This window comes from Streptomonospora sediminis (assembly GCF_054778995.1).
The window spans coordinates 16,567-41,735 of record NZ_BAAGYZ010000031.1 but is presented as its reverse complement, the minus strand read 5'-3'; the positions used below and the strand labels follow the sequence as shown (position 1 = coordinate 41,735).

The 25,169-nt window shown below is 69.2% G+C and carries 23 protein-coding genes and 1 tRNA gene; 11 read left to right on the top strand and 13 right to left on the bottom strand.

Features of this window, described 5'->3' with window-relative positions:
- Positions 1-96: 96 nt before the first annotated feature.
- The 4 genes from yidC to rpmH form a co-directional block, all read right to left on the bottom strand.
- Positions 97-1,041 (bottom strand): membrane protein insertase YidC, encoded by a 945-nt coding sequence (yidC, locus tag ACYVD5_RS08755; protein WP_461000442.1) that lies wholly within the window; start codon positions 1,039-1,041, stop codon positions 97-99.
- 28 nt (positions 1,042-1,069) lie between these two features.
- On the bottom strand, positions 1,070-1,375 hold the full coding sequence (gene yidD / locus ACYVD5_RS08750; RefSeq protein ID WP_461000441.1) for a membrane protein insertion efficiency factor YidD: 306 nt from the start codon (positions 1,373-1,375) through the stop codon (positions 1,070-1,072).
- Positions 1,372-1,812 carry a ribonuclease P protein component gene (gene rnpA, locus ACYVD5_RS08745; protein ID WP_461000440.1) on the bottom strand — a complete coding sequence of 147 codons (441 nt, stop codon included), beginning with the start codon at positions 1,810-1,812 and terminating at the stop codon, positions 1,372-1,374. The genes yidD and rnpA overlap by 4 nt, the downstream gene beginning before the upstream one ends.
- A 90-nt stretch (positions 1,813-1,902) precedes the next feature.
- Complete coding sequence (rpmH, locus tag ACYVD5_RS08740; RefSeq protein ID WP_179768393.1) at positions 1,903-2,046, bottom strand: 50S ribosomal protein L34; 144 nt, start codon at positions 2,044-2,046, stop codon at positions 1,903-1,905.
- A 745-nt stretch (positions 2,047-2,791) separates the two neighbouring features.
- On the opposite strand from rpmH, the gene dnaA reads away from it, so the two are divergent.
- The 7 genes from dnaA to gyrA all read left to right on the top strand — a co-directional run bounded on the left by dnaA (position 2,792) and on the right by gyrA (position 14,583).
- Positions 2,792-4,891 carry a chromosomal replication initiator protein DnaA gene (dnaA, locus tag ACYVD5_RS08735; RefSeq protein ID WP_461000439.1) on the top strand — a complete coding sequence of 700 codons (2,100 nt, stop codon included), beginning with the start codon at positions 2,792-2,794 and terminating at the stop codon, positions 4,889-4,891.
- Positions 4,892-5,548: 657 nt separating this feature from the next.
- On the top strand, positions 5,549-6,685 hold the full coding sequence (gene dnaN, locus ACYVD5_RS08730) for a DNA polymerase III subunit beta (protein WP_461000438.1): 1,137 nt from the start codon (positions 5,549-5,551) through the stop codon (positions 6,683-6,685).
- A 61-nt stretch (positions 6,686-6,746) separates the two neighbouring features.
- Entirely contained in the window at positions 6,747-7,649 is a 903-nt protein-coding gene (gnd, locus tag ACYVD5_RS08725) for a phosphogluconate dehydrogenase (NAD(+)-dependent, decarboxylating) (RefSeq protein WP_461000437.1), read from the top strand.
- 225 nt (positions 7,650-7,874) lie between these two features.
- Complete coding sequence (recF, locus tag ACYVD5_RS08720; protein WP_461000436.1) at positions 7,875-9,005, top strand: DNA replication/repair protein RecF; 1,131 nt, start codon at positions 7,875-7,877, stop codon at positions 9,003-9,005.
- The gene (locus ACYVD5_RS08715; RefSeq protein ID WP_461000435.1) at positions 8,998-9,492 is read left to right on the top strand and encodes a DciA family protein; all 495 of its coding nucleotides are present in this window, start codon (positions 8,998-9,000) and stop codon (positions 9,490-9,492) included. The genes recF and ACYVD5_RS08715 overlap by 8 nt, the downstream gene beginning before the upstream one ends.
- 394 nt (positions 9,493-9,886) lie before the next feature.
- The gene (gene gyrB / locus ACYVD5_RS08710) at positions 9,887-11,824 is read left to right on the top strand and encodes a DNA topoisomerase (ATP-hydrolyzing) subunit B (protein WP_461000434.1); all 1,938 of its coding nucleotides are present in this window, start codon (positions 9,887-9,889) and stop codon (positions 11,822-11,824) included.
- A 56-nt stretch (positions 11,825-11,880) separates the two neighbouring features.
- Positions 11,881-14,583: a DNA gyrase subunit A gene (gene gyrA, locus ACYVD5_RS08705; RefSeq protein ID WP_461000433.1), complete on the top strand. Its 2,703-nt coding sequence runs from the start codon at positions 11,881-11,883 to the stop codon at positions 14,581-14,583.
- 979 nt (positions 14,584-15,562) lie between these two features.
- On the opposite strand, the gene ACYVD5_RS08700 is transcribed toward gyrA, so the two are convergent.
- Positions 15,563-16,234 (bottom strand): hypothetical protein, encoded by a 672-nt coding sequence (locus tag ACYVD5_RS08700; protein WP_461000432.1) that lies wholly within the window; start codon positions 16,232-16,234, stop codon positions 15,563-15,565.
- Here ACYVD5_RS08700 and ACYVD5_RS08695 point away from each other — a divergent pair.
- Positions 16,233-16,658 carry a DUF3566 domain-containing protein gene (locus tag ACYVD5_RS08695; protein ID WP_461000431.1) on the top strand — a complete coding sequence of 142 codons (426 nt, stop codon included), beginning with the start codon at positions 16,233-16,235 and terminating at the stop codon, positions 16,656-16,658. The genes ACYVD5_RS08700 and ACYVD5_RS08695 overlap by 2 nt on opposite strands.
- 160 nt (positions 16,659-16,818) lie before the next feature.
- Positions 16,819-16,892, top strand: a tRNA-Ile gene (locus ACYVD5_RS08690).
- Positions 16,893-17,186: 294 nt separating this feature from the next.
- Here ACYVD5_RS08690 and ACYVD5_RS08685 read toward each other — a convergent pair.
- Positions 17,187-18,116 (bottom strand): helix-turn-helix transcriptional regulator, encoded by a 930-nt coding sequence (locus tag ACYVD5_RS08685; protein WP_461000430.1) that lies wholly within the window; start codon positions 18,114-18,116, stop codon positions 17,187-17,189.
- 176 nt (positions 18,117-18,292) lie between these two features.
- Here ACYVD5_RS08685 and ACYVD5_RS08680 point away from each other — a divergent pair, with 176 nt between their 5' ends.
- Positions 18,293-18,988: an SDR family oxidoreductase gene (locus tag ACYVD5_RS08680; protein WP_461000429.1), complete on the top strand. Its 696-nt coding sequence runs from the start codon at positions 18,293-18,295 to the stop codon at positions 18,986-18,988.
- 375 nt (positions 18,989-19,363) lie between these two features.
- Here ACYVD5_RS08680 and ACYVD5_RS08675 read toward each other — a convergent pair whose 3' ends face one another.
- The 3 genes from ACYVD5_RS08675 to ACYVD5_RS08665 form a co-directional block, all read right to left on the bottom strand.
- Positions 19,364-19,747: a hypothetical protein gene (locus ACYVD5_RS08675; protein ID WP_461000428.1), complete on the bottom strand. Its 384-nt coding sequence runs from the start codon at positions 19,745-19,747 to the stop codon at positions 19,364-19,366.
- Positions 19,748-20,153: 406 nt separating this feature from the next.
- Positions 20,154-20,363 (bottom strand): tautomerase family protein, encoded by a 210-nt coding sequence (locus ACYVD5_RS08670; protein ID WP_461000427.1) that lies wholly within the window; start codon positions 20,361-20,363, stop codon positions 20,154-20,156.
- Positions 20,364-20,470: 107 nt separating this feature from the next.
- Positions 20,471-21,211: an SDR family oxidoreductase gene (locus tag ACYVD5_RS08665; RefSeq protein ID WP_461000426.1), complete on the bottom strand. Its 741-nt coding sequence runs from the start codon at positions 21,209-21,211 to the stop codon at positions 20,471-20,473.
- Between the two features lie 125 nt (positions 21,212-21,336).
- Between ACYVD5_RS08665 and ACYVD5_RS08660 the strand changes: the two genes are divergently transcribed.
- Positions 21,337-22,197 carry a helix-turn-helix transcriptional regulator gene (locus ACYVD5_RS08660; RefSeq protein WP_461000425.1) on the top strand — a complete coding sequence of 287 codons (861 nt, stop codon included), beginning with the start codon at positions 21,337-21,339 and terminating at the stop codon, positions 22,195-22,197.
- Between the two features lie 130 nt (positions 22,198-22,327).
- On the opposite strand, the gene ACYVD5_RS08655 is transcribed toward ACYVD5_RS08660, so the two are convergent.
- The 4 genes from ACYVD5_RS08655 to ACYVD5_RS08640 form a co-directional block, all read right to left on the bottom strand.
- Complete coding sequence (locus tag ACYVD5_RS08655) at positions 22,328-22,702, bottom strand: hypothetical protein (RefSeq protein WP_461000424.1); 375 nt, start codon at positions 22,700-22,702, stop codon at positions 22,328-22,330.
- Positions 22,703-22,815: 113 nt separating this feature from the next.
- Positions 22,816-23,364 carry an AAA family ATPase gene (locus ACYVD5_RS08650; protein ID WP_461000423.1) on the bottom strand — a complete coding sequence of 183 codons (549 nt, stop codon included), beginning with the start codon at positions 23,362-23,364 and terminating at the stop codon, positions 22,816-22,818.
- A gap of 164 nt (positions 23,365-23,528) precedes the next feature.
- Entirely contained in the window at positions 23,529-24,422 is an 894-nt protein-coding gene (locus ACYVD5_RS08645; protein WP_461000422.1) for a dihydrodipicolinate synthase family protein, read from the bottom strand.
- Between the two features lie 32 nt (positions 24,423-24,454).
- Positions 24,455-25,126: a GntR family transcriptional regulator gene (locus ACYVD5_RS08640; protein WP_461000421.1), complete on the bottom strand. Its 672-nt coding sequence runs from the start codon at positions 25,124-25,126 to the stop codon at positions 24,455-24,457.
- Positions 25,127-25,169 lie beyond the last annotated feature (43 nt).

The following is a 25,169-nucleotide window of genomic DNA, read 5'->3' as shown; positions in this document are numbered from 1 at the left end:
TTCACAGCGACCTGTCTCCTAACGTCTGAGTGGACACCGGAAACGCGCCTCCAGGGCTTGCTGCTGCCTGCGCGGTCATCCGGTCTCCTGATGGCCCTACTTGCGCGAGTTGCCGCCGCTGCGCTTGGCCCGCGGCTGCTTCCTCGGCTGCCTACGCTCGATCTTAGGCTCTTCGACCGGTTCTGGCGCGCTCTCCTTGCGCTTGCCGAGCAGACCCTTCGCGGATCCGTTCGGGGACGCCTTCTTGGCGGTGTCCGCACCGTCCTGGTCGGAGCCCTTGACCGGCATGCGGTAGAGGAAGTGCTGCTGGCCCATGGTCCAGACGTTGGAGGTCACCCAGTAGATCAGCACGCCGATCGGCATGCCCAGCCCGAAGAGGCCGAAGGCGGGCGCGAGGTACATCATGATCTTCTGCGACTGCGCCATGGGGTTGTCAGCCACCTGCACGGTGGTCTGCCGCTTCATGCTCTGGCGCATCGTGAGGAAGGTCGTGCTGCCCATGATCACGCAGGCGACGACAATGACGGCCTTCGCCATGATCGGGTCGGCGCCGTACTGTTCCAGCTCCTGGTTGCTCATCAGGAACTGAGCGGCCAGCGGCGCGTGGAAGATCGAGGCGTTCTGCGCGCTCTGGACGAGCTCGGGGGTGAAGCCGTAGTTGGCGTTGCCCTGGGCCACGTTGCGCAGCACGTTGAACAGCGCGAAGAACACGGGCATCTGCAGCAGCAGCGGCAGGCAGCCCATCACCGGGTTGGTGCCGCTCTCCTGGTAGAGCTTCATCTGCTCTTGTTGCAGGCGCTGCTTGTCGTTCTTATAGCGCTCTTTCAGCTTCGCGAGCTGCGGCTGCATATCCTGGATCTTGCGCTGCGTCTGCATCTGCTTGACGAACAGCGGAACCATGATCAGCCGCATGAGCACCGTCAAGGTGACGATGGACAGGCCCCAGGCCCAGCCGCTAGAAGGGTCCAGCCCCATGGTCGTCAAGCCGGAGTGGATCTGGATCAGCACCCAGGCGACGATGTTGTAAAGCCAGTCCAGCACCGGCCAACTCCCTCTTCCTTCGGTTCAGCTACTGCCCCGGTGGTTCCGGCGCGGTCTCCGGTTCGGGCGAGGCCGTCTCGTGGCCGGCCGCACCGCGGCGCGGGGGAACGGGATCGAGCCCGCCGGGATGGAATGGATGGCAGCGGGCGATCCTGCGCGCGGTCAACCAGAGTCCACGCGGTCCGCCGTGCACGTGGAGCGCCTCCACGGCATAGGCGCTGCAGGAGGGATAGAAACGGCAGACAGGGGGCAGGAACGGACTGATGAAGCGCTGGTAGCCGCGGATCGGTATTACCAACGCTCTCGCCGCCAGGCTCGGTGTCTCTTCGGTCATGTACCCGCCAGATCCCCGCTGCTGCGTGTCTCGCCCGGTGTGCTCGGCCCCTTGCGACGGCGTGTCGCACCGTTGCGGGGACGCATCGCCGCAGCGATCGCACCGTCGAGCTGCGCGGCCAGCGTGTCGTATCCCAGGGACGCGGCCAGGGGTTTGGCCCGCACTACTAGCAGGCTACCCGCAGGCAGCCCTCCGAGCCGCGCCCGCATCAGGTGGCGGAGGCGGCGCTGCACACGTTTGCGGACCACGGCGTTGCCAACGGGGCGGCCGACGGCGAAACCCACCCGCGGCGGGGCGGCCGGCCCAGCAGGTGCGGCCGCCGCGGCGGGCGGTGCGAGATAGGCGACGCTCAGCGCCTCGCGGCCGGCACGCCGACCGGACCGCAGCACGGTGGTGAACTCGGCACTGCGGCGCATTCGGTTCTGGGGCGACAACATCGCATTGGTCCTAGACGGGCTGAACGCACAACGAAGGCCGGCTGCCGCAGAGGACAGCCGGCCCGCTGGTCGATCGGTCGACCGTGGCCTCTACTGGCTCACGGTCAGCCGCACGCGCCCCTTCTTGCGGCGCGCTGCGACGATCGCGCGTCCGGCGCGGGTCCGCATGCGCAGCCGGAAACCATGGACCTTGGCGCGGCGCCGGTTGTTCGGCTGAAACGTACGCTTGCTCACTGCAGGGCTCCAGGGGCGTGTAATCGAAGTACTACGGCTGCCCCACGAGCAGCGGGGCACGGAAGTCTGCGCTATGGCGTCGACCGCCGGGGGCGGCGTGCCAATGGCGCCGCAGCGAGCTGCGGGCACGGGCACAGACGGCTAGCGATCCCAGCATATCGAACCTGTGGACCGCTCCGGGACAGGTCAACATTACCCCGGACGATCGCGGCCCGTTGAACGCCAATGTTTTCCCGAGCCTGTGGACAACTCCCCGACATGTTCTCCACAGGCTGTGCATCCTGGCCTGCCGCCCCTAAGCTGTGGATAACGCGCGAGCCGCGGCCGGCGTCGCCCGCACGCCTCCCCAGGGCGGTGTCCACAGCTTGTGTGCACGAACAGCAGCCGTTGTGATCTGCGATTTGTGGATAACTCTCCACCCGTGGAACGGGTCTGACAGGCTGTGTACAGCGACGTGGACAACATGTGGACCACGCTCTGAAGTTGTGGAAGGACCCCGCGTCCGCTCTGAAACCACCGCCACTGCACAGCGTTCCGCCATACACAAGCGGTCCACAGATAACAGCGAGTTACCCACAGCATGACGCCCCACGCACGGCTGCGCGACCCCGTCACGCAGCCGTCCACAGAACCGGGAGAATGGAACGTCCGGCTCCTTCGCCGGCTACCAGTCGGCGATCACCGCAACGGCCCTACGGCGCTATGAGGAGACCAGTGAGAAGGGGACGAACCATGGCAGGTCACCGTGTCTGAGGCACAGGTCAACCTCGCAATGGTGTGGTCGAGCGTGCTGAACAGCCTCGACAACAGCACGCTCCCCCCGCAGCAGCGGGCCTGGCTGCCGCAGACCCGGCCGCTCGGGCTGATCGAGGACACCGCGCTGCTGGCCGCTCCCAACGAGTTCGCCAAGGAGGTTCTGGAGACCCGGCTGCGTCCGGCCATCAGCCAGGCGCTCTCCAGCGAACTCGGCCGCGAGATCCGCGTGGCCGTCACCGTCGACCCCACCGCCGTGCAGCCGGCCCCGCCCGCAGGCCCGACCGCCGCAGGTTACGGCCCGCCGCCGGCCGACCCCGGTTCCGGCCAGCCGGGCGGCGCCGCGCCCGCCGGCGGCCCGGCGCCCTGGCAGCAGCCGCCCGTCGCGCCCGAGGACCTGCCCGGTCCGCCCGCCGCCACCGAGGCCGTTCCCGACGGCCAATTCGGCCAACCGGGCCAGCACGGCCACACCGGCCAGGGCACGCAGTCCCACCACCCCCAGCACGGCCGGCCCCAGCAGCCCGACACCGCCTACCCCGCCCCCGAACCCCCGCAGCCCGATACTGCGGGCGCCGCGCAGCAGCGCAGCGGCGAGGACCTGCTCGCGCCCCGCGGAACGGGCGACCGGACGTCCTACGGCGCCCCGGCGCCTTCGGCCCCCTCCTATGCGGCCGCCCCCTCTTACCCGGCGGCCGGGTACCACTCGGGCGAGCACCAGCAGAACGGCTACCCCCAGCAGCCGCAACAACCTCAGCCCCAGCAGCACCAGCAACAGCAGCGCGAACCGGAGTGGGATGCCCCGAACCGGTGGGAAACCCCTTCCTGGCAGGCACCGGGCCCGTGGCAGCACCCTCCGGCGGCTCCGCAGGCCGCATCCGACCCCCGCGACCAGGGCGGTGCACCGCATTCCGACGCCGATTCCCGCACCGGTGCCGCGCCGAGCGCCGATCCGCAGCAGGCCCTCGACCCCGAACCCCGGCGCGGCACCACTCCCCCGCCGCCCGCGCCGGCCGCACCCGACACATCGGGGGGCAACCAGCCGCACACCTCGGCCGAGCCGGCGCGGCTGAACCCCAAGTACACCTTCGACACTTTTGTCATCGGGTCCAGCAACCGGTTCGCCCACGCCGCCGCCGTCGCAGTGGCCGAGGCTCCGGCAAAGGCCTATAACCCGCTGTTCATCTACGGCGGCTCCGGCCTGGGCAAGACCCACCTGCTGCATGCGATCGGCCACTACTCCCAGCGGCTCTACGACGGCGCCCGGGTGCGCTACGTCAGCTCCGAGGAGTTCACCAACGAGTTCATCAACTCCATCCGCGATGGCAAGGCCGATGGCTTCCGCCGGCGCTACCGCGACATCGACGTGCTGCTCGTCGACGACATCCAGTTCCTGGAGAACAAGGAGCAGACGCAGGAGGAGTTCTTCCACACCTTCAACACCCTGCACAACTCCAACAAGCAGATCGTGATCTCCAGCGACCGCCCGCCCAAGCAGCTCGTGACCCTGGAGGACCGGCTGCGCAACCGGTTCGAGTGGGGGCTGATCACCGACGTCCAGCCGCCCGAGCTCGAAACCCGGATCGCCATCCTGCGCAAGAAGGCCGCCCAGGAAGGGCTCGCGGCTCCGCCCGAGGTGCTGGAGTTCATCGCCAGCAAGATCTCCACCAACATCCGCGAGCTAGAGGGGGCGCTGATCCGTGTCACGGCCTTCGCCAGCCTCAACCGCCAATCGGTCGACCTGCACCTGACCGGGATCGTCCTCAAGGACCTGATCCCCGACGACGAAGGCCCCGAGATCACCGCCTCGGCGATCATGGCGCAGACCGCCTCGTACTTCGGGCTGAGCACCGAGGACCTGTGCGGAACCTCGCGCTCGCGCGTGCTGGTGACCGCCCGGCAGATCGCGATGTACCTCTGCCGCGAGCTCACCGACCTGTCCCTGCCCAAGATCGGGCAGCAGTTCGGCCGCGACCACACGACCGTGATGCACGCCGACCGCAAGATCCGCTCCCTCATGGCCGAGCGCCGCTCGATCTACAACCAGGTAACCGAGCTCACCAACCGGATCAAGCAGGAATCCCGCAACGGCTGAAGCGCCGATTGCCCCGGTTCGTACCCCTCGGCGCAGGCGGCCGAAAAATTCTTGGCACCGATTTCCCGGAGTTCTCACCGGAGTTATCCCCAGGCTGTCTGGAATGTCTGTGGATAAGCCTGCGGATAACCGGCCGATTCCAGTGGACAACTTGGGGATGGGCTGGGGATGGCCTGTGGGCGGCCGGTGCGCCCCGATCCCCCGGTGTTCCCAGCTCCTGTGGGTATCCGGTGGAAAACCTGTGGAGCACTCGTGGATAACCGGTGGACGGCTTGTGCACAGTCTGCGCGCATCCACAGCGAGCCGAGTTGTCCCCAAGCTCCGCCCACAGGGCCGGTGGATAAAAATCGCGGGGTTCACCTGCGAAAACAAGGGTTGTCCACACTTTCCACAGCCCCTACTACTACGACGCCCCTATTTAGCTCCCAGTGCCTTGGTAAATCAGCTGTGCCCCCAAACTGTGGACAACCGCGTCACCGAGCACCTCCGGCCGGGCCGGGCTCCGCGGCTGTCGGCGATCGGGGGTGACGGGCAGCGGGCGGGGCCGAATCCGGGTACCGTGTGAACCCGTCCCCATGACGAGTCCGGTGCCACCGCCGCGACACCGCCCCCAGCGCTCACAGGGGCCATCTGGTTTCGAGGAAAGTGAGTCGGATAGTGAAGTTCCGGGTCGAACGAGACGTACTGGCCGACGCCGTCGCCTGGACCGCCCGCAGCCTGCCGTCCCGGCCATCGGTGCCCGTGCTGGCCGGCATGCTGCTGGATGCCACCGCGGACGACGGCAGCCGACTGAAGCTCTCCAGCTTCGACTACGAGGTCTCGGCGCAGGTGTCGGTCGACATCGACGCCGAAGAACCGGGGACCACCTTGGTTTCGGGGCGCCTGCTCGCCGAGATCACCCGCAACCTGCCGCCGCAGACCGTCGAGATCAGCACCGACGGCGCCAAGGTCGTGGTCTCCTGCGGCAGCGCGAAGTTCACCCTGCTCACCCTGCCTGTCGAGGACTACCCGTCCCTGCCGGACATGCCGCAGTTGACCGGCTCGGTCGGTAGCGACGCCTTTGCCGCGGCGGTCGGCCAGGTCGCGGTCGCCGCAGGCCGCGATGACACTCTCCCGATGCTCACGGGTGTGCGCATCGAGATCGAGGGCGACACCGTCACGCTGGCCTCCACCGACCGCTACCGGCTGGCGGTGCGCGAACTCACCTGGAAACCCGAGAACCCCGACGTCTCCGCGGTCGCCTTGGTCCCGGCCAAAACCCTCGCCGACACCGCCAAGTCGCTGACCAGCGGAGCCGAGGTCTCCATCGCACTCGCCAACGCCGAAAGCGGCGAAGGCATGATCGGCTTCGAGGGCGGCGGCCGCCGCACGACCACCCGGCTGCTCGACGGCGAGTTCCCGAAATACCGCGCCCTGCTGCCCGATTCGTTCAACTCCGTGGCCGAGGTCCAGCGCTCCGAGTTCATCGAGGCCGTCAAGCGCGTCTCGCTCGTCGCCGAGCGCAACACCCCGCTGCGGCTGGCCTTCAGCGAGGGCCGCCTTGTCCTTGAAGCCGGCACCGGCGACGAAGCACAGGCTGTGGAAGCCCTCGACGCTTCGCTTGAGGGCGACGAAGTCCAGATCGCCTTCAACTCGGCCTTCCTGCTGGACGGCCTCTCGGCGATCGACTCCGACGTCGCCCGGCTGCAGTTCACCACTTCCACCAAGCCGGCGATCATCACCGGCAAGCCGGCCGACGACGACTCGACCGCCGATTACCGCTACTTGATCATGCCGGTCCGGCTGTCCGGCTGACGACCCGACCGCACCGGAGCGCACACAGACGACACGGGTCTCAATTGGGGGAAATACGAGCATGCAACTAGGGATGGTCGGTCTGGGCAAGATGGGCGGCAATATGGCCGACCGCCTGCGCGACAAGGGCCACGAGGTCGTCGGATTCGACTTCGACCCCGAGTTGCGCGACGTGGCCGGCCTGGCCGAACTCGCGCAGCGGCTTGCGGCCCCGCGCACCATCTGGCTGATGGTTCCCGCCGGTGCGCCCACCCTGCAGACCATCAACCAGCTCGCTGAGCACCTGGAGCCCGGCGACCTCATCATCGAGGGCGGCAACTCCCACTACGTCGACGACCGCCGCCGCGCCGACGAACTGCGCGAACGCGGCATCGGCTACATCGACGCCGGCGTGAGCGGTGGCGTCTGGGGCCGCCAAGAGGGTTACGGCATCATGGTCGGCGGCGCCCCCGAGGATGTCGCGCGGGGCGAACCGGTCTTCACCGCGCTGACCCCCGAAGAGGGCGGCTACGTGCACGCGGGCGGCGTGGGGGCCGGCCACTTCGTCAAGATGGTGCACAACGGCATCGAGTACGGCATGATGCAGGCCTTTGCCGAGGGCTACGAGCTGATGGCCGCCTCCGACATCGTCGACGACGTCCCCGGCACCTTCGACAGCTGGCGCGATGGCACGGTCGTGCGTTCGTGGCTGCTGGACCTGCTGGTGCGCGCGCTGCGCGAAGACCCCGATCTCGACGGCATCCGCGGCTACGCGCAGGACTCCGGCGAGGGCCGGTGGACCGTGCAGGCGGCGGTCGACCACGCGGTGCCGGCGCCGGTTATCACCTCGGCCCTGTTCGCGCGTTTTGCCTCCCGCCAGGAGGACAGCCCGGCGATGAAGGTGGTCGCCGCCCTGCGAAACCAGTTCGGGGGGCACGCGGTGACCAAGGCCACCGACGACCCCGCGCAGACCCCGCGCAGCTGACCCGTCCCCGGGCGTTCGCGTGTGCGCGCACCGTCGCCGGTGCCGGCCCGCAGCGCCGCCGCAGTCGGGCGGCCGGATTGGCAGGCCCGGTAGCCACGACTGCGGCGCGCCACTCGGTAGCGGATCGCCGCGGTTCATGGCCCGCGTTGCACTGGTTTCACGTGAAACGCGGGACAGCGCCAGCGAGCGGGCGCCGCAGTTCCCCCGGGTAGCAGGAGAGGTCGGATGTACGTTTCACACCTCCAACTGGCCGACTATCGGTCCTACGAGTCGGTCCATTTGGAGCTCGGTCCCGGAACCAGCACCTTTGTCGGCCCCAACGGCCAGGGCAAGACGAATCTCGTCGAAGCGATCGGCTACGTCGCTTCGCTGGGCAGCCACCGGGTGGCCACCGACTCGCCGCTGGTCCGCAAGGGCGCCCAGCGCGCAGTCGTGCGCGCCGCCATCGTCAAGGACGACCGGCAGGCCGTCGTTGAACTGGAGATCAACCCGGGCAAGGCCAACCGGGCCCGGTTGAACCGGGCACCCGCCACGCGCCCCCGCGAGGTGCTGGGAGTCCTGCGCACGGTGTTGTTCGCCCCCGAGGATCTTGCGCTGGTGAAGGGCGACCCCGGCGAGCGGCGGCGTTTCTTGGACGACTTGCTCGTTGCCCGCGCTCCGCGGCTGGCCGGCGTCCGCTCCGACTACGAGCGCGTCCTCAAGCAGCGCAACGCCCTGCTCAAGTCGGCGTCGGCCCAGTTCTTCAAGCGCGGCGAACCCGACCTCTCCACGCTGGAAGTATGGAACGAGCACCTGGCGGTCGCGGGGGCCGACCTGCTGGCCGCGCGCCTGGGGCTGGTCGCCGAGTTGCAGCCGCTGGTCGCCAAGGCGTACAGCGAGCTGACCACGGCGGGCGGTCCCCCGGTGCTGCAGTACCGCTCTTCTGCAGCCGGTTCCGAAGAACATACGACCACTGACCGCGAACAGCTGCTGCCGATGCTGCGCGAGGCCCTGGCGGAGGCCCGGGTCCAGGAGCTGCAGCGCGGCGTCAGCCTCGTCGGTCCGCACCGCGACGATCTCCACCTGCGCTTGGACGAGCTGCCCGCCAAGGGCTACGCCAGCCAGGGCGAATCCTGGTCCTATGCGCTTTCGCTGCGCTTGGCGGGCTTCGAGCTGCTGCGGGCCGACGGCGACGACCCGGTGCTGCTGCTCGACGACGTGTTCGCCGAACTCGATACCGAGCGCCGCCGCCGCCTGGCCGAACACGTTCGCCAGGCCGAACAGGTGCTGGTCAGCGCCGCGGTTGCCGAGGACATCCCCCAGGAACTGCAAGGCGCCCGGTTCCGGGTCGTCGAAGGGGGTGTCGAGCGTGAGTGAGGACTCCCCCGGCCCCTCTTCCACCCACGACGGCACCCCGGCGCCAACCGGCGTCGACCTCGCACGCCAGGCGCTGGCCCAGGCCAGGGCCGCCGCCCGCGAGCGCGGCGCAGCGCCCGAACAGCGTCCCCGCCGGGTACGCCGGCGCCCGCGGCTCTCGCGCAACGAGCCGCAGCTCTTCGGCGATGCCGTGCGCGCCTGGCTGGTCGAGCACGGCTGGCAGGAGCAGGTGGCGATCGGCGGCGTGTTCGGCCGGTGGAACGAGATCGTCGGCGAGTACAACGCCCAGCATCTGCGTCCGGTCTCCTATGAGGCGGGCGAGCTGGTCATCGCCGCCGACTCGGCGACCATGGCGGCCCACGCGCGGGCGATGGTGCGCGACCTGCTGCGCCGGCTCAATGAGGAACTCGGGCACCAGACGGTGCTCTCCATCAAGGTCCAAGCGCCCGGTCGCGGGCGCGGTCCTGGGCCGCGGCGGGTGAGTTGACTGCTGTGTGACTTCGCGCGCACTCCGCGTTGGTCGGCCGTTGGGAAACCGGGTATCGCTCAGCGGCGCTGAACGGCGCGGGGAATTGCTCACGGGGGTGTCCGTGTGTAGGGAGTCCTGCCCCCGTTCGTTCACCCGTTCTCGAGCGGCACAGCGCCGCGAATGCCATTTTCCGGCCACGCGCGCGGTATCATGGGAGCAGATCTTCGGATGCTTCCGCCGGTATAGCCCGCCCCAAGAGGAGAGGGCGGTGGGTCCGGGGCGGTAACGCGATGTCCAGGCGAAACATGTACCGGCGGTACAGATTCGCGCTGCTTGCGTTACAGCCCTGTCGCCCTCCCCACGTCCGGGGGCACCGGACCGGCACGCGTCCCCAGCAGGAGGGTGTTTCCACTTGGCCTACGACGCTTCAGCGATCACGATTCTTGAAGGGCTCGAGGCGGTACGCAAACGCCCCGGCATGTACATCGGGTCGACCGGTGAGCGCGGCCTCCACCATTTGGTTTATGAGGTTGTGGACAACTCGGTCGACGAGGCGCTCGCGGGACACGCCAGCGCCATCGAGGTGACCTTGCAGGCCGACGGCGGTGTGCGCGTGGCCGATAACGGCCGCGGTATGCCCGTCGACATCCACCCGGTCGAGAAACGTCCCGCGGTGGAGGTCATCCACACCACGCTGCATGCGGGTGGCAAGTTCGACGGCAAATCCTACGCCGTTTCGGGTGGTCTGCACGGAGTCGGCGTGACCGTCGTCAACGCGCTGTCGTCCCGCCTTGAGGTCGAGATCTGCCGCGATGGCAGCGTATGGCGGCAGAGCTACCTCACCGCCCGCCCCACCGCGCCTCTGTCACGCGACGAGGACACCTCCGAGACCGGGACCCAGACCACCTTCTGGCCCGACGACTCCATCTTCGAAACCACCACTTTCAGCTTCGAGACTCTCTCGCGGCGGATGCAGGAGATGGCGTTCCTGAACAAGGGACTGTCCATCACCATCCGCGATGAGCGCCCCGAGTTCGCCGGCGACACCCCTCAGGTACACACTTACCACTACGAGAACGGCATCTCGGACTTCGTCGCGCACATCAACACGTCGAAGGACCCCGCCCACGCCACCATCATCGACTTTGAAGAGGATGGCGAGGGGATCTCCGCCGAGATCGCCATGCAGTGGAACCAGTCCTACGCCTCGTCGGTGCACACCTTCGCCAACGCCATCAACACGGCCGAGGGCGGCACGCACGAAGAGGGGTTCCGCACCGCGCTCACCTCCGTGGTCAACCGCTACGCGCGCGAGCAGCGCCTGCTGCGGGAGAAGGACGACAACCTCACCGGCGATGACATCCGCGAGGGCCTTACCGCGATCATCTCGGTCAAGCTGGCCGACCCCCAATTCGAGGGGCAGACCAAGACCAAGCTCGGCAACACCGAGGCCAAGTCGTTCGTGCAGCGGGTGGCCCACGAGAACCTGCGCGACTGGTTCGAACGCAACCCGGGCGAAGCCAAGGACATCGTCACCAAGGCCAGCCAAGCCGCCCGCGCCCGCATCGCCGCGCGCCAGGCGCGCGACCTCACACGGCGCAAGACCCTGCTGGAGTCCACCTCCCTGCCGGGCAAGCTGTCGGACTGCCAGTCGACCGATCCGGAGAAATCCGAGGTCTACATCGTCGAGGGCGACTCCGCCGGCGGTTCCGCAAAGGGCGGCCGCGACCCCCACTACCAGGCGATCCTGCCGATCCGCGGCAAGATCCTGAACGTCGAGAAGTCGCGTATCGACCGGATCCTCAAGAACGCCGAGGTCCAGGCGATCATCACCGCCCTGGGAACCGGTATCCACGACGACTTCGACGCCGACAGGCTGCGGTACCACAAGATCATCCTGATGGCCGATGCCGATGTCGACGGCCAGCACATCCGCACGCTGCTGCTCACGCTGCTGTTCCGGTTCATGAAGCCGCTGATCGAGGCGGGATACGTCTACCTGGCCCAGCCGCCGCTGTACAAGATCAAGTGGGACCAGCGCGGTTCGGACTCCGACTACGCCTACTCCGACCGCGAACGCGACGAGCTGGTCAACGCCGGCATCGCCGCCGGCAAGCGCGACCCCCGGCCGCGCGACCTGGTGCAGCGCTTCAAGGGCCTCGGCGAGATGAACGCCAACGAACTGTGGGACACCACGATGGATCCCGCGGGGCGCGTCCTGCTCCAGGTGAACCTCGACGACGCGGCACAGGCCGACGAGATGTTCAGTGTGCTCATGGGTGAGGACGTCGAGTCCCGGCGCTCCTTCATCCAGCGCAACGCCCGGGATGTCCGCTTCCTGGACATCTGACACCGGCGTACATCCCGACGGCAGCGAACGACTCACCAGAAAAGGACCGACATCCAGTGACGGATGCGAACACACCGGAAGCTCCTGAAGAGGCCGAAGGCCCGGGCCAGCGCGTCGAGCCGGTCGACATCCAGGTCGAGATGCAGCGCAGCTACCTCGACTACGCGATGTCCGTCATCGTCGGCCGCGCGCTGCCCGACGTCCGCGACGGCCTCAAGCCCGTGCACCAGCGGGTGCTCTATGCCATGTACGACGGCGGATACCGGCCCGACCGGGGGTACTTCAAGTGCGCCCGCGTGGTCGGCGACGTCATGGGCAACTACCACCCGCACGGCGACAGCGCGATCTACGACACTCTGGTGCGGCTCGCGCAGTCGTGGTCCATGCGGATGCCGCTCGTCGACGGCAACGGCAACTTCGGCTCGCCGGGCAACGACCCGGCCGCGGCGATGCGCTACACCGAGTGCAAGCTCGCGCCACTGGCCATGGAGATGCTGCGGGATATTGACAAAGAGACAGTCGACTTCCGGCCCAACTACGACGGCCGTTCCCAGGAACCCATCGTCCTGCCCGCGCGGTTCCCGAACCTGCTGGTGAACGGGTCGGCCGGCATCGCGGTGGGCATGGCCACCAACATCCCGCCGCACAACCTGCGCGAGGTCGCCGACGGTGTCAAGTGGTTCCTGGCCAACCCTGAGGCCTCCGACGAAACGCTGCTCGACGAGTTGATCGCGCGCATCAAGGGCCCCGACTTCGCGACCAACGGCCTCATCGTCGGCCGCCGCGGCATCGAAGAGGCCTACCGCACCGGGCGCGGCTCGATCACCATGCGGGCGGTCGTCGAGGTCGAGGAGGACGTCCGCGGGCGCCAGACCCTCGTCGTCACCGAGCTGCCCTACCAGGTGAACCCGGACAACCTCGCGCTGAAGATCGCCGAGCTGGTCAAGGACGCCAAGATCTCCGGGATCGCCGACGTCAGGGACGAGAGCAGCGGCCGCACCGGCCGGCGCCTGGTCATCGTGCTCAAGCGCGACGCGGTGGCCAAGGTCGTGCTGAACAACCTGTACAAGCACACCCAGCTGCAGGAGACCTTCGGCGCGAACATGCTGGCCCTGGTCGACGGCGTGCCGCGCACGTTGCGGCTCGACCAGCTCATCAGGTTCTGGGTCGAGCACCAGATCGAGGTCATCGTCCGGCGCACGCGCTACCTGCTGCGCAAGGCCGAGGAGCGGGCGCACATCCTGCGCGCGCTGCTGCGTGCGATCGACCGCATCGACGAGGTCATCGCGCTGATCCGCAGCAGCGCATCGGCCGACGAGGCCAAGACCGGGCTCATGGGGCTGCTGGAGATCGACGACGTCCAGGCGCGCGCGATCCTCGACATGCAGCTGCGCAAGCTCGCCGCGCTGGAGCGCCGGCAGCTCACCACCGAGTACGACGAGCTCATGTCGCAGATCGCCGACTACAACGACATCCTCGGCTCGCCGGAGCGGCAGCGTTCCATCGTCGGCGCCGAACTTTCCGAGATCGTCGAGAAGTACGGCGACGAGCGCCGTACGCACATCATCCCCTTCGAGGGGGATATGCGTATGGAGGACTTCATCGCCGAAGAGGACGTCGTGGTCACGATCACCCGCGGCGGCTACGCCAAGCGCACCCGGCTCGACAGCTACCGCGCGCAGAAGCGCGGCGGCAAGGGCGTGCGCGGAGCGCAACTGAAACAGGACGACATCGTCCAGCACTTCTTCGTCACGACCACGCACAACTGGATCCTGTTCTTCACGAACAAGGGGCGGGTCTACCGCACCAAGGCCCACGAGCTCCCCGAGGCCGCGCGCGACGCCCGCGGGCAGCACGTCGCCAATCTGATGGAGTTCCAGCCTGACGAAGAGATCGCGCAGGTCATGGCGCTGCGCGATTACGACGACGCGCCGTACCTGGTGCTGGCCACCCGGCAGGGGCTGGTGAAGAAGTCGCGGCTGGAGGACTTCGATTCCTCGCGTTCGGCGGGCATCATCGCCATCAACCTGCGCGACGAGGACGAGCTGATCGCGGCGCGGCTGGTGTTCGCCACCGACGATCTGCTGCTCATCAGCAGCGACGCCCAGGCGATCCGGTTCCCGGCCTCTGACGAGTCCCTGCGGCCGATGGGCAGGGCCACCAGCGGTGTCATCGGGATGCGGTTCCTTGAGGGCGACTACCTGCTGAGCATGGACGTCGTCCGCGAGTCCGACGGCCCCGCCGACGTGCTGGTCGCGACCGAAGGCGGCTACGCCAAGCGCACCCCTGCCGACCAGTACCCGGTGCAGAACCGCGGCGGCAAGGGCGTGCTGACCGCCAAGGTGGTCGAGGCCCGCGGCAAGCTCGTGGGCGCGCTGATGGTTTCGCCGGAGGACGACGAGGTCTTCGCGATCACCTCCATGGGCGGGGTCATCCGCACCCACTGCGCCCAGGTGAAGCGGTCCGGCCGCACCACCATGGGCGTGCGGCTGATGAACCTCGGCGAGGGCAACCACGTGGTGGCCGTCGCCCGCAACGCCGAGCCCGAAGACGAGGTAGAGGTGGCCGCGGTCGCCGAGGGTGTCGAGGGCGAACCCGCGGTGCCCGAGTCCGGTATCGGCGGCGCCGGGGCGGACGGCTTCGCGGACATTGAGGGCTTCGAAGGCGCTGACGGATCCGCGGGTGTTGAGGGTGCCGAGAGCACCGGTGGTTTCGCCGACTCGGATGAATCCGACGAATCGGGCGAATCGCAGTCCTGATCACCGATCGGCGGGCGTGATCCCGCTGCTCTCCCCGGCCCCGCTGCGCTGTATCGCGCGGCGGGGCCGGGGATGTCGGGGGGAGCTGCCGCCCGCTACGCGATCATGGTGGCGTCCGGCACACGTAGACTCCTTGGCAGCACCGCGACGCACCGCGGACGGTGGGTATCGGTCACCGCCGCGTGCTGTTTCGGCCAACCGACGAATCGGGCATAGAGTTTGCCCCCGTGGCAGCGGCACGGAGTCCCGGCCGCGGATCGAAATCCCCTTGACCCTGTTCCACCGTCACAAGGAAGTCCAGCGGTAACGTGGCTATGTCTGACAACACGCAACGGAAATCCGCCGACCAAGAGCAGTCCACGGCGGACGGCGCTGTGAGTACGGAAACGACGACCGCAGAAACGGATCGGACGGATCAGGCCGCGAGCGGCGCGGGCACGCCGGATGGGCAGCAGTCCGGCAAGCAGGACAAGCCGGACACGCAGGCCGAACCGGAGCAGGACCGCGACGCCGAGTCGAAGGCCGCTGCGGCGAAGTCCGGCTCCGCGGCCGAAACCAAGGCCGAGACTCCCGCTGCGGACACACCTGAATCCGGTTCGGCGGAGTTCGATTCCGCCAAGCCCGTCACGTCCGCCCAGCCCGCTAAGTCGGCCTCGTCCAAGCCGGGGTCGGCCGGATCGGCGGGGAAACCGGCGGCGAATTCGGAGGGCAAGTCCTCCGCGGCCAAGTCCGGTGGCGTTGAGCCCGACTCCGCCAAGAGTGGCGGCGCATTCAAATCGGACGGTGCCGAATCGGACGGTGCCAAGTCCGATTCAGCCAAGTCCGATTCGACCAAGCCCGGCAGCGCCCGCGGCGACTCCGCCACCGGATCCGCCGCTCCCGCTGAGGCCGGTGGAGGCACTGGGAGCAGCGGAGGCGCTGCGGGCACGGCCAAGGGCACAACGCCCGCAGCAACGGCCGCCGGCAGCGCCACGGGCGCTCAGGGCGGCAAGAGCGGCAAGAGCGAGCAGAACGGCACGGACAGCAAGGGCGGCAAGGGCAGCAAGGACGAAAAGGGAGCCAAGCCGGTCGGTACCGGGAGGCCCACCGGATCCGGCACTGGCTCCGGAACCGCGGCCGGCGTCTCGGGTAGCTCCAGCGCTTCGAGCGCCTCCAGCACGCCGGGCGCAAGCGCTTCCAGCGCCGGCTCTGCAAGCAAGCCCAGCGCGTCCGGCTCTGCCGGCGGGACCGGCTCATCCGCCAAGTCCAGCACGTCGGGCACGTCGGGCAAGCCGAGCGGCACATCGGCTGCATCCGTCGGCTCCGGGGCATCGAGCGCGTCGACGACCCCGGCCACAGGATCGGCGACCGCCGCCGGCGGCAGCGGCAGCGCGAAGTCCGCCACGGGCTCCACAGGTGCCGCGTCCACATCCGCTGCTGCGGGATCCACCGCCTCCGGATCCGCAAGCTCCGCCACGGCCGGCGGCGCGGCTCGGAAAACGGGTAGTGCTAGCTCTGATGGGGCGTCGAGCACGTCAGGTACGCCAGGCACGTCGAGCAGCGCAAGCGGCCCGTCGACGTCCACTGGGTCCGGTGGCAACTCCGGTAGCGCCTCCGGCACGGCGAGCGAGTCCCCCGCAAAGGCAAAGGCCGAGCAAAGGGGAGTGTCCATGATGGCGCCGAACGGACCCGCGACCGCGGTCAAAGCCACCAAGTCCACCCGCAAGGCCCACCTCTCCGTGCGCCGCGTGGAGCCGTGGTCGGTGATGCGGTTCAGCTTCGTCATCTCGCTGGTCTGCTTCATCATCCTGTTCGTCGCCGTGGTGGTGCTCTACGCCATCCTTTCCGGCCTGGGCGTCTTCGAGGCGGTCACCGACCTCATCACCTCCCTCACCGACGGCGGCCAGGGCGAGGACGAGCTCAACCTCCGCCCCGAACAGTGGTTCGCACCGGGCCGTGTCCTGGGCTACACCGCCCTCCTCGGCGCGCTGAACATCATCCTGATCACCTCGCTGTCGACCATCGGCGCCATGCTCTACAACATCGCGGCCGACCTGGTCGGCGGCATCGACGTCACCCTCTCCGAGTCCGAGTAATCCCCGTTCCGCCCTCGCCCGCAGTCACGAGCATCCCCCACAGGGCGCTAAACTTGAACCAGAAGACGGCGCCCGCCAAGCCGGACGCGGTCTTCGTTGCGACCGCATCGGTCGGGTTCGCCCTGCTAAACCAAGTGCGGTAGAGTTCCAGCCGGAACGAGGGCGTATAGCTCAGTCGGTTAGAGCGCATCCCTGATAAGGATGAGGCCCGTGGTTCAAGTCCACGTACGCCCACATAGATGAGCTGCAATAAGGCCCCTGCCGGATCACCGGCAGGGGCCTTATTTCGTCCTCGGTGCGGTCGTTCCCCATCTCACCGGAGAGCGATATCCGCTAAGCCGGCCGGCCGGGTTCTTCCCGCTGTGTCGCTTCGTCGCTGTGGGGCTAAATCCCCATGGAGACCGGGATCCGGCTGTGCCCGGGGATTTCCATGCTCCGGCAAGTAGGCGGGCTACACCCCCGGCCTTCACGGGCGGTCCGGAACGGCGATGTGGCGGCCGTGGGCGGCTACCTCATGAACGCGCGAGGTCAGCGGGGTGCTGCGGAGATTCCGCGGGTGGGGGCTGCGGTGCCGTCCGAAGCGGCAAGGAGTTTGAGGCGGTCCTCCGAGGGGGTGCCCGGCTCGGCCGTGTAGATGACTAGGTCGTGTACGGCCCGTTGAGGCAGGGGCAGGTCCAGGGAGCGGAAGGTCATCTCCAGGCGGCCGACTTCGGGATGGACCAGCTGCTTGACGCCTTCGTGGCGGATTCGGACGTCGTGACTGGCCCACATGGTCCGGAAGTCGGGGCTGAGTGCGGACAGTTCGCCGATGAGCTCACGCAGCGCCCGGTCGTTGGGTTCACGTCCGGCTTCGGCGCGGAGCACTGCGACCGTGGCCCTCGCGCCTTCCTCCCAGTCGGCGAAGAAGTCGACGGAGCCGGGGTCGAGGAAGAAGTAACGGGGGAAGTTCGCGTAGCCCCGGTCGCCGGTGGTGCCGCTGTCGAACATCGGTGCGTACAGGGCCCGGCACAGTGCATTGCTCGCGACGAGGTCCAAGCGGCCGTTGCGCACGAACGCGGGAGCCATGGTCATGGAGTCCACCATCCACTGGACGGGAGGCGGGATCCTGGCGTCCTTGCGGCGGTGCGACATGCGGTGGGCGGGGCGGGCCGCTCTGGCCAGCACGAGCAGGTAGGCGCGTTCGTCCTCGTTGAGGAGCAACGCCTGCGCGACCGCTTCCAGTACCTCCTGGGAGACACCGCCGATGTGGCCTTTCTCCAGGCGCGTGTACCACTCGGTGCTCACGCCGGCGAGGGCCGCGACCTCCTCGCGCCGTAGTCCGGGAACCCGTCGGCGCCGGCCGGTGGGCAGCCCGACCCGCTCTGGGGCGAGCCTGGCACGTCGGCTCGCAAGGAAGCCGCGGATGTCCGAGCGGTTGTCGGTGGGATCACCGGCGCGGCCCTCGGGCGGGGGTTCCATTCGTCCAGATTACCCAGGGCCCCGCCGATAGCAAGGTTGTGTTTATACCCCCCATAAACGCGACCTTGTCCGCCTCTGACGGCACCGGTTCCATGAGATCGGCGAACGTGAACGGCACTCCTTCATCGCGGGCCGCCGTTCGCCGCCCCCTAATCCGCACCTTTAGGAGTCTGACCATGGCCGGCAAAACCGTACTGATCACCGGCGCGACCAGCGGTATCGGCGCCCACTCCGCGCGGTTGCTCCTCGACCGCGGACACCGTGTGGCGGTCACCGGCCGCGACGAGCGCAAACTGAAGACCTTCCTCGACGAGGCCGGCCACCCCGGCGACCGGCTGCTGGGCCTTGTAGCGGACGCTGCGGACTGGCAGGCCACCGAGTCGGTCGTGACCCGCACCGTGGAGCATTTCGGCGCCCTTGACGCGGCGGTGGCCAACGCAGGATTCATGTCCGGTGGCTCCATCGGGGCCGGCGACCCGACGTCGTGGGCGCCGATGGTTCTTACCAACGTCCTCGGCCCCGCCCTACTGGCCCATGCCGCCCTGCCCCACCTTGAGGCCACCGGCGGACGGCTGGTGCTCATCGGGAGCGTCGCCGGGCTGAAGAACTCTCCCGGCAACCTCTACTCGGCGACCAAGTGGGCTACCACCGGGCTCGCCGAGAACCTGCGCCTGGACGCCACGACCCGCGGCATCGGTGTCACCCTCGTCAATCCCGGCATGATCGATACCCCGTTCTGGCAAGGCGCCGGCGTTCCCCCCTTCGCCCTGTCTCCCCAGCCCATCGCCGAGGCCGTCTGCTTCGCCCTCGACCAACCGGCGGGGGTCGACCTCAACACCCTGACCGTCCGGCCCATGGGCCAGCCCGTCTGACCACGAGCTGGGGCGAACCTACCTCGTTCTCGGCGAGCCCGAGGAAGCCGCGCGCGTCGTCAACCAGGCCGTCGGCATTGAACGCGACCTTGGCTCGGGACGGGTACACCGACGCCTGCGCGACTGGCATCGTGAGTCCGCCGGCTTCCACCGTGAGCCCGCTGCGGCCGAGGTACGCGAGGAGCTGTCCAATACCCTGCCGGCCGACCCCTCGACCTCGAAGGAGATGGCATGACACGGATCGGGATCAGGTCGGACGGCGCTCGTCGCGAGTGAGGCCGTTCGGCCGCCTGGCCGTTACGCGCCCTCGGCGGCGTGGCCTGATCCTTGGGCGAAAGTGTCTTTTATAGCGCGGGCTGAGGAAGTCCGGGACGCTCAGCGGGCGGGCCGCGCCCAGCGGCGCAGCGCGTCTACGGTGTTCTCGGGAGCGGTGTTGAAGCAGTAGACGATGCCGGGAACCAGCTCGTTCAGCAAGTTCACCACTTGCTCGAAGAGCAGGGTGTGCTCCTCGGCCATCCGCAGCCCCGCGCCGATCATGACGACCTGGAACCGGTGGGCCGCCACGCATTCGCGGATGGCCTTCTCGGCCTCGTCGGGATCGGTGCGGATCTGGCACGTGACGACGTCGAACCCGGCTTCGCTCAGCGCCTCCTCCCCCTCGGCGATCTTGGCCTGCAACAACTCCTCGGTGACGTGCGGATGGCGGCTGAAATCGATCGCGCTCGGGTGCAATCCGAGCGAAAGGATGGTGTCGCCCATGTTTGTCCCCTGATTCGTTCGCAAACGGTGGCGGAGAGTCCCCGGCCGGCGGCGGGCCGCGCCCAACACGGGTCCGCCGCGGCGGTGCCCCACTGACCCGGGGCCGGCCCGCGCGGGCCGCGCGGTGGCCCTCGACTCCGCACAGAGTAGGCCCGTGCTGCGGGCGGCTTCCAGAGCCGCCGAGGCCCGCGTTGCGAGTGCCGATGTGCCGACGTATCGACATGGCGGCAGGTCGGCAGGTCGGCACATCGGCAAGGCCGCAAAGAGCCGAAACGGCTACGGCCGCGCGGCCGGTACCCCGGCCCTCCCCCGGCGCGGCGGCCGCCTCCCGCGGCGGCCGGCCTCCCGCGGTGGCGCTCGGGTGGCGCGGTGCGGGAGGCGGCCGAATCCGGAGGCGGATCAGTGGTCAGCCATCGTTCTGGATCATGTCGAGGGTGAGGACGTTGTCGCCGATCCCCCAGCCGCCGTCGGCGACCTCCTCGACGAGAACCATGGTGTTGGGGCGCACCCTGTCGCCGTAGAGCTCGGCGTACAGGTCGGTGGTGCGGTGGACGATGCGCTCTTTCTGCTCGGCGTTCAGGGAGCCGGCGGGCACCTTGAAGTTCGCGTAGGGCATGTTCTGGTCTCCTTCTGCTGATGGGTTTGCGCCCGCCGCCGCGTATTCGCGGCGCCGGTCCTCTGTTCGGCCCTCGGCCGTTGGTCCCCGGCCTGCGGCCTGCGGCGTCAGATGATGCCGCCGTTGGCCCGCACAACCTGGCCGTTGACCCAGCGGCCGTGCGGACCGGTGAGGAATGCGGCGACATCGGCGATGTCCTCAGGGGTGCCCAGCCGTTCCAGCGGCGCTTGCTTGGCGAGGTTCGCGATGGTCTCCTCGTCCTTGCCCTCCAGGAACAGCTCGGTCGCGGTCGGACCGGGAGCGATGGAATTGACGGTGATGTCCCGGCCGCGCAGCTCGCGCGCCAGGACCGGCGTCAGCGTCTCGACCGCGCCCTTGCTCGCGGCGTAGGGGCCGTAGCGCGGGAAGGCGAGGCCGACCTGCGAGGTCGAGAGGGTGACGAGTGCACCGCCGCTGCGAAGCCGCCGCGCGGCCTGCCGGGCGACGACGAACGTGCCGCGGATGTTGGTGCGGTGCAGGTCGTCCAGGACGTCGAGGTCCAGGTCGGCCACGTCCGACAGGGCCAGCTTGCCGGCGGAGTGCACGACGGCGTCCACACCGCCGAACCGGTTCTCGGCGGCATCGAAGAGCGCCGCGACATCTGTCTCGTCTGCGACGTCGCCCTGGACCGCGGTCGCCTGCCCGCCGGCATCCTGCACCGTCCGGACCACCTCCTCGGCGTGGTCCTTGCGGGCCGCGTAGCCGACAACGACGGCGAAACCGTCGGCGGCGAGGCGGGTTGCGAGCGCACGGCCGATGCCGCGCGAAGCGCCGGTAACGACGGCGACCCTGGGTGCTGTTTCGGTCATGGTGTTGCTCCGTTCCTGCGGTTGCACCATGAGCCTGCCTGGGTCGGCAGGACGCAACCAGTGGCCCGTTACCCGGGGGATGACGACCCCTGGCTGCGCCGGTCGCGAGAGCCCACACTGGAACCATGAACCTTGCCGAACTGGGTGCGTTCCTGAAGTCGCGGCGCGACCGGATCCGTCCCCGCGACGTCGGTCTGCCGACCAGCGCGCGCCGCCGGGTCCCGGGACTGCGCCGCGACGAGGTGGCGCGGCTGGCGGGGGCGTCCGTGGAGTACTACACGGAGCTGGAGCGCAGCAGCGGCGCGCAGCCCTCCGAGCAGATGGTGGCCGCGCTGGCCCGCGCGCTCCGGCTGAGCCGGGACGAGCGCAACCACCTGTACCACTTGGCCGGGCGGCCGGTTCCGTCCGAGGGCGGTCCGGCGTCGCATGTCCACCCGGGCATGCTCGACCTCCTCGACCGGCTTACCGGGACGCCCGCCCAGGTCATCACCGACCTGCACGTCACGCTCGTGCAGAACGAGCTTGCCGTCGCACTGCTCGGAGCGGCCAGGGAACCGGTCGGTCTGGAGGCGAGCTTCGTCTACCGGTGGTTCACCGACCCGGCGGCGCGCTCGCTCTACCCGGCCGAGGACCATGCGCAGCAGTCGCAGGTGTTCGTCGCCGACCTGCGCGCCGCCGCGGCCCGCCGGGGCGGCCGCGACAGGGAGGCCGCCCGGCTGGTGGCCGAGCTGCAGAGCCGCAGCCCGGAGTTCGCCGGCCTGTGGGACCGGCACGACGTCGCCGTCCGCCGCAACGACCGCAAGCGCATCGTCCACGCCGAGTTGGGGATCGTCGAGGTCAACTGCCTCAACCTGGCCAGCGAGGACGGTCTCCAGCGGCTGCTGTGGTTCACACCCGCGGTCGGTACCGCAGCGGGTGAGCAGCTCGAACTGCTCGCGGTCCTGGGTACGCAGGGCCTCGCCGACCACCATCCCCGACAACCCTGACCGCGTCCCTTGAGCGGCCGCCCCACCGGCGCCGGCCCGCGTACAGCAGAAGGGCCCCTCCCGGGGGTGGGAGAGGCCCCTGTGGTCGGGCTGCGCGCACCGCCGCATAGCCGCAGTGCCCGGTCGGCTGCTATCCGCCGCAGCCCAAGCACTCGGTGCTGAACACGACCTTGTCGTTGACCTTGCCGGTGAATGAGCCGTCGACCCCGTCGGTGAAGTCGGTGTCGCCGGTGTCGTAGGAGCCGTTGAAGGCGACATCGGCGCCCTGCTGCGTTGTGCCGCTGCAGTCGGCATTGATCTTGGCCTGGTCGCCTTCCTCGACCGCGCAGTCCAATTGCCCCTCGATGGGGAATCCCGCGGAGGCGAAGGCGTCCTCGGCCGCCACCCGCAGCCCTTCGGCGGCAACTTCGCCGAAGAGGTTCTGACGTTGTTCCGCGGTGCAGCCGGTGATGGCCGCACCCACTGCCACGGCGACCACGGCGGTCGCCACCATGCCTTGACGCATACGTTCGAACCCCTTCCCGTCTTGGGGCATAGCGTATTCGCGATAGCTGCGGGCGCCATGGCGTAGCGCGTCGGATTCGGTCACAGCGGTCCGCGGCGGCGCAGCGCCGCAGTTCATCCGCTGATGTGCTCCGCAACGAACCCGGCCCGGTCCGCGGCCGGCGCGCGGGGGAGTTCGACCAGGTTGTAGCCGTACTCGGTGTAGACGCCGACCATTGCCGCGTGGGTGCGTTCGGCCTCACCGAGGGACTGCCGGCGTTCGGTGTCGCGGCGGTAGATCTCCGGCCACGGTGGAGCGATGAAGACGGTGCGGTGATAGCGGAACCGCCGCGCCGCCGCGTCGACGTGGCCGGGAACGGGGCGCCCCTCCACACGGAGGTAGCCGGCCACGTCTACAACGCCCCGGTCGAAGAGCACCGCACCGCTGAACCGGGACGCGAGCCGGTGCGACCGCATCTCCCAGCCGAGCATCAGCTCGGCGAACAGGTCCGGGTCGGTCCATGGCAGCGCGTTTCCCCCGATGGCGGTCTGGTCGCGGATGACGGCGCGGCCCGCTTCGGGCAGGGATGGGAACCCCATCGCGGCGAGGTGCTCGATCAGCGTGCTCTTGCCCGATCCGGGGCCGCCGGTGATGACGACGAATCGGTCGGTGTCGGTGGTCATGCGGTCGGTCGCTCCTGCTGCGCTTGGGCGGTGAGGTGGACGCCGGTGTGATCCGTGTGCGGCATCATCCCGGCACGGACGCGGGAGCGGTCCCGGCGGTGTCGGCCGGCGCCGGTCGTTTCCTGCGGCGGGCCAGGGGCGTCAGGATCCGCCCCCGCCATCCCTCAGCTTGCCGCCTGCTCCGCGGTGATGAGGCCGGCGATGGCGGCTTCGGATTCCCCGGAGACCAGGGGCGTGGGCATGCGCATGGTGTCCGTGCCGATCCCCTGCTGCCGCAGGGCGTTCTTGATGCCTTGCGGTGTGCCGCCGAGTGCGGCGAGGACCGCGTCGACGCGTGCCTGCGCGCAGCGTTCGGCCGCGGCGGCGCCTGCCGCGGCGGCGTCGGCGAGTGCGGCGAACGGTTCGGGGAAGGCGGCGGACATACCGGACACGACCCCGGTGCCCCCCGCGCGGACGACGGCGGCGAGCGCGGTATCGGATCCGGACCACACGCTCGCCCCAGCGGGCAGGGCGGCGCGATATTCGGCGAACCGTGCGGCGGCGGCGCCGCTCAGCTTCGCGCCGGCGAGGCCGGTGCTCTCGGCGAGCCCCGCATAGTCGGCGGGTTCGACGGCAACCCCGGTGCGCTCGGGAAACAGGTAGCCGTACACCTCGGCTCCGGCGGCTGCCGCAGCCGCGGTGATGGCGGCGAAGTGCCGTTCCACGGCGCAGAGGTCGGCGGGCAGGTAGTAGGGCGTCAGCGCGGCCAGCCGCCGCACACCCAGCGCGAGTACGGCCTCGGCGAGGCGGACGGATTCGCGGGTGCTCGCCGCGCCGACGTGGGCGACGACGCGGTCGGCGCCCGCTGTCTCGACGGCCGTGCGGATGAGATCGACGCGTTCGGCGTGGTCGAGCGCAGGGAACTCGCCGGTGGTCCCGGCGACGAACACGCCGTCGACACGCGCACCGAGCGCGTTGTAGAGCCGGCCGTTGGCCGCCGGGTCGACGGCGCCGTGTTCGTCGAACAGGGTGGGGACCGCGGCGAGGATCTCGGCGCGCTGCGGGGAATGGTCGGACATCTCCTGCTCTCTGTGCGGAGTGCGGCGGTCCGTCAAGACGAGGTGCCTTCGATCAGCTCGGCGAGTGAGGCACGCATCCGGTCGCGCGATCCGTCGAGGTGCTCGGTGAGCCGGGCGAGGGCGTCCTGCTCTGTGCCGTCCTTGATCGTCGCGGCCAGTTCGGCGTGGTCCTCGGCGACCGGCCGCAGGTCGCGGTCGCGGGTGTTGGTGACATCGAGCATCGCGGCGAAGATTGGCCGGTGGGTCGCCCAGGTGGCGGCGAGCCTGCGGTTTCCGGCGAGGTCGTAGAAGGCGCTGTGGAAGTCGAGGTCGGCGGCGGCGAACCGGGCGGGTTCGGCGGTTTCGGCGGCGTTGCGCATCCGGGCGAGCGGCTGTTCGACCGGGGTCCAGTCGACCGAGGTGCGGCTGCGCAGGGTGCGGATGGCGAGTCCTTCGAGGGCGTCGCGCAGGGAGTACAGCTCGATTAGGTCGGCGTCGGTGAGCCCGCGCACGGACACGCCGCGCCGCTGCGTCTCGACCAGGCCCTCCAGTTCCAACTGGCGCAGGGCGTCGCGCACCGGACCGCGGCTTACGCCGAAGTTGTCGGCCACCCAGCCTTCGACGAGGTGTGTTCCCGCGGACAGCTCGCCCCGGACTATGAGCGCCCTGAGCTGAGTGAGCAGCTGCTCGCCCAGAGGTGAATGGCTAACCGGGCTGACCATCATCGTGTGGTTCCTCGCAAGGTCGGCATCTGGTGGGCGCCGGCGC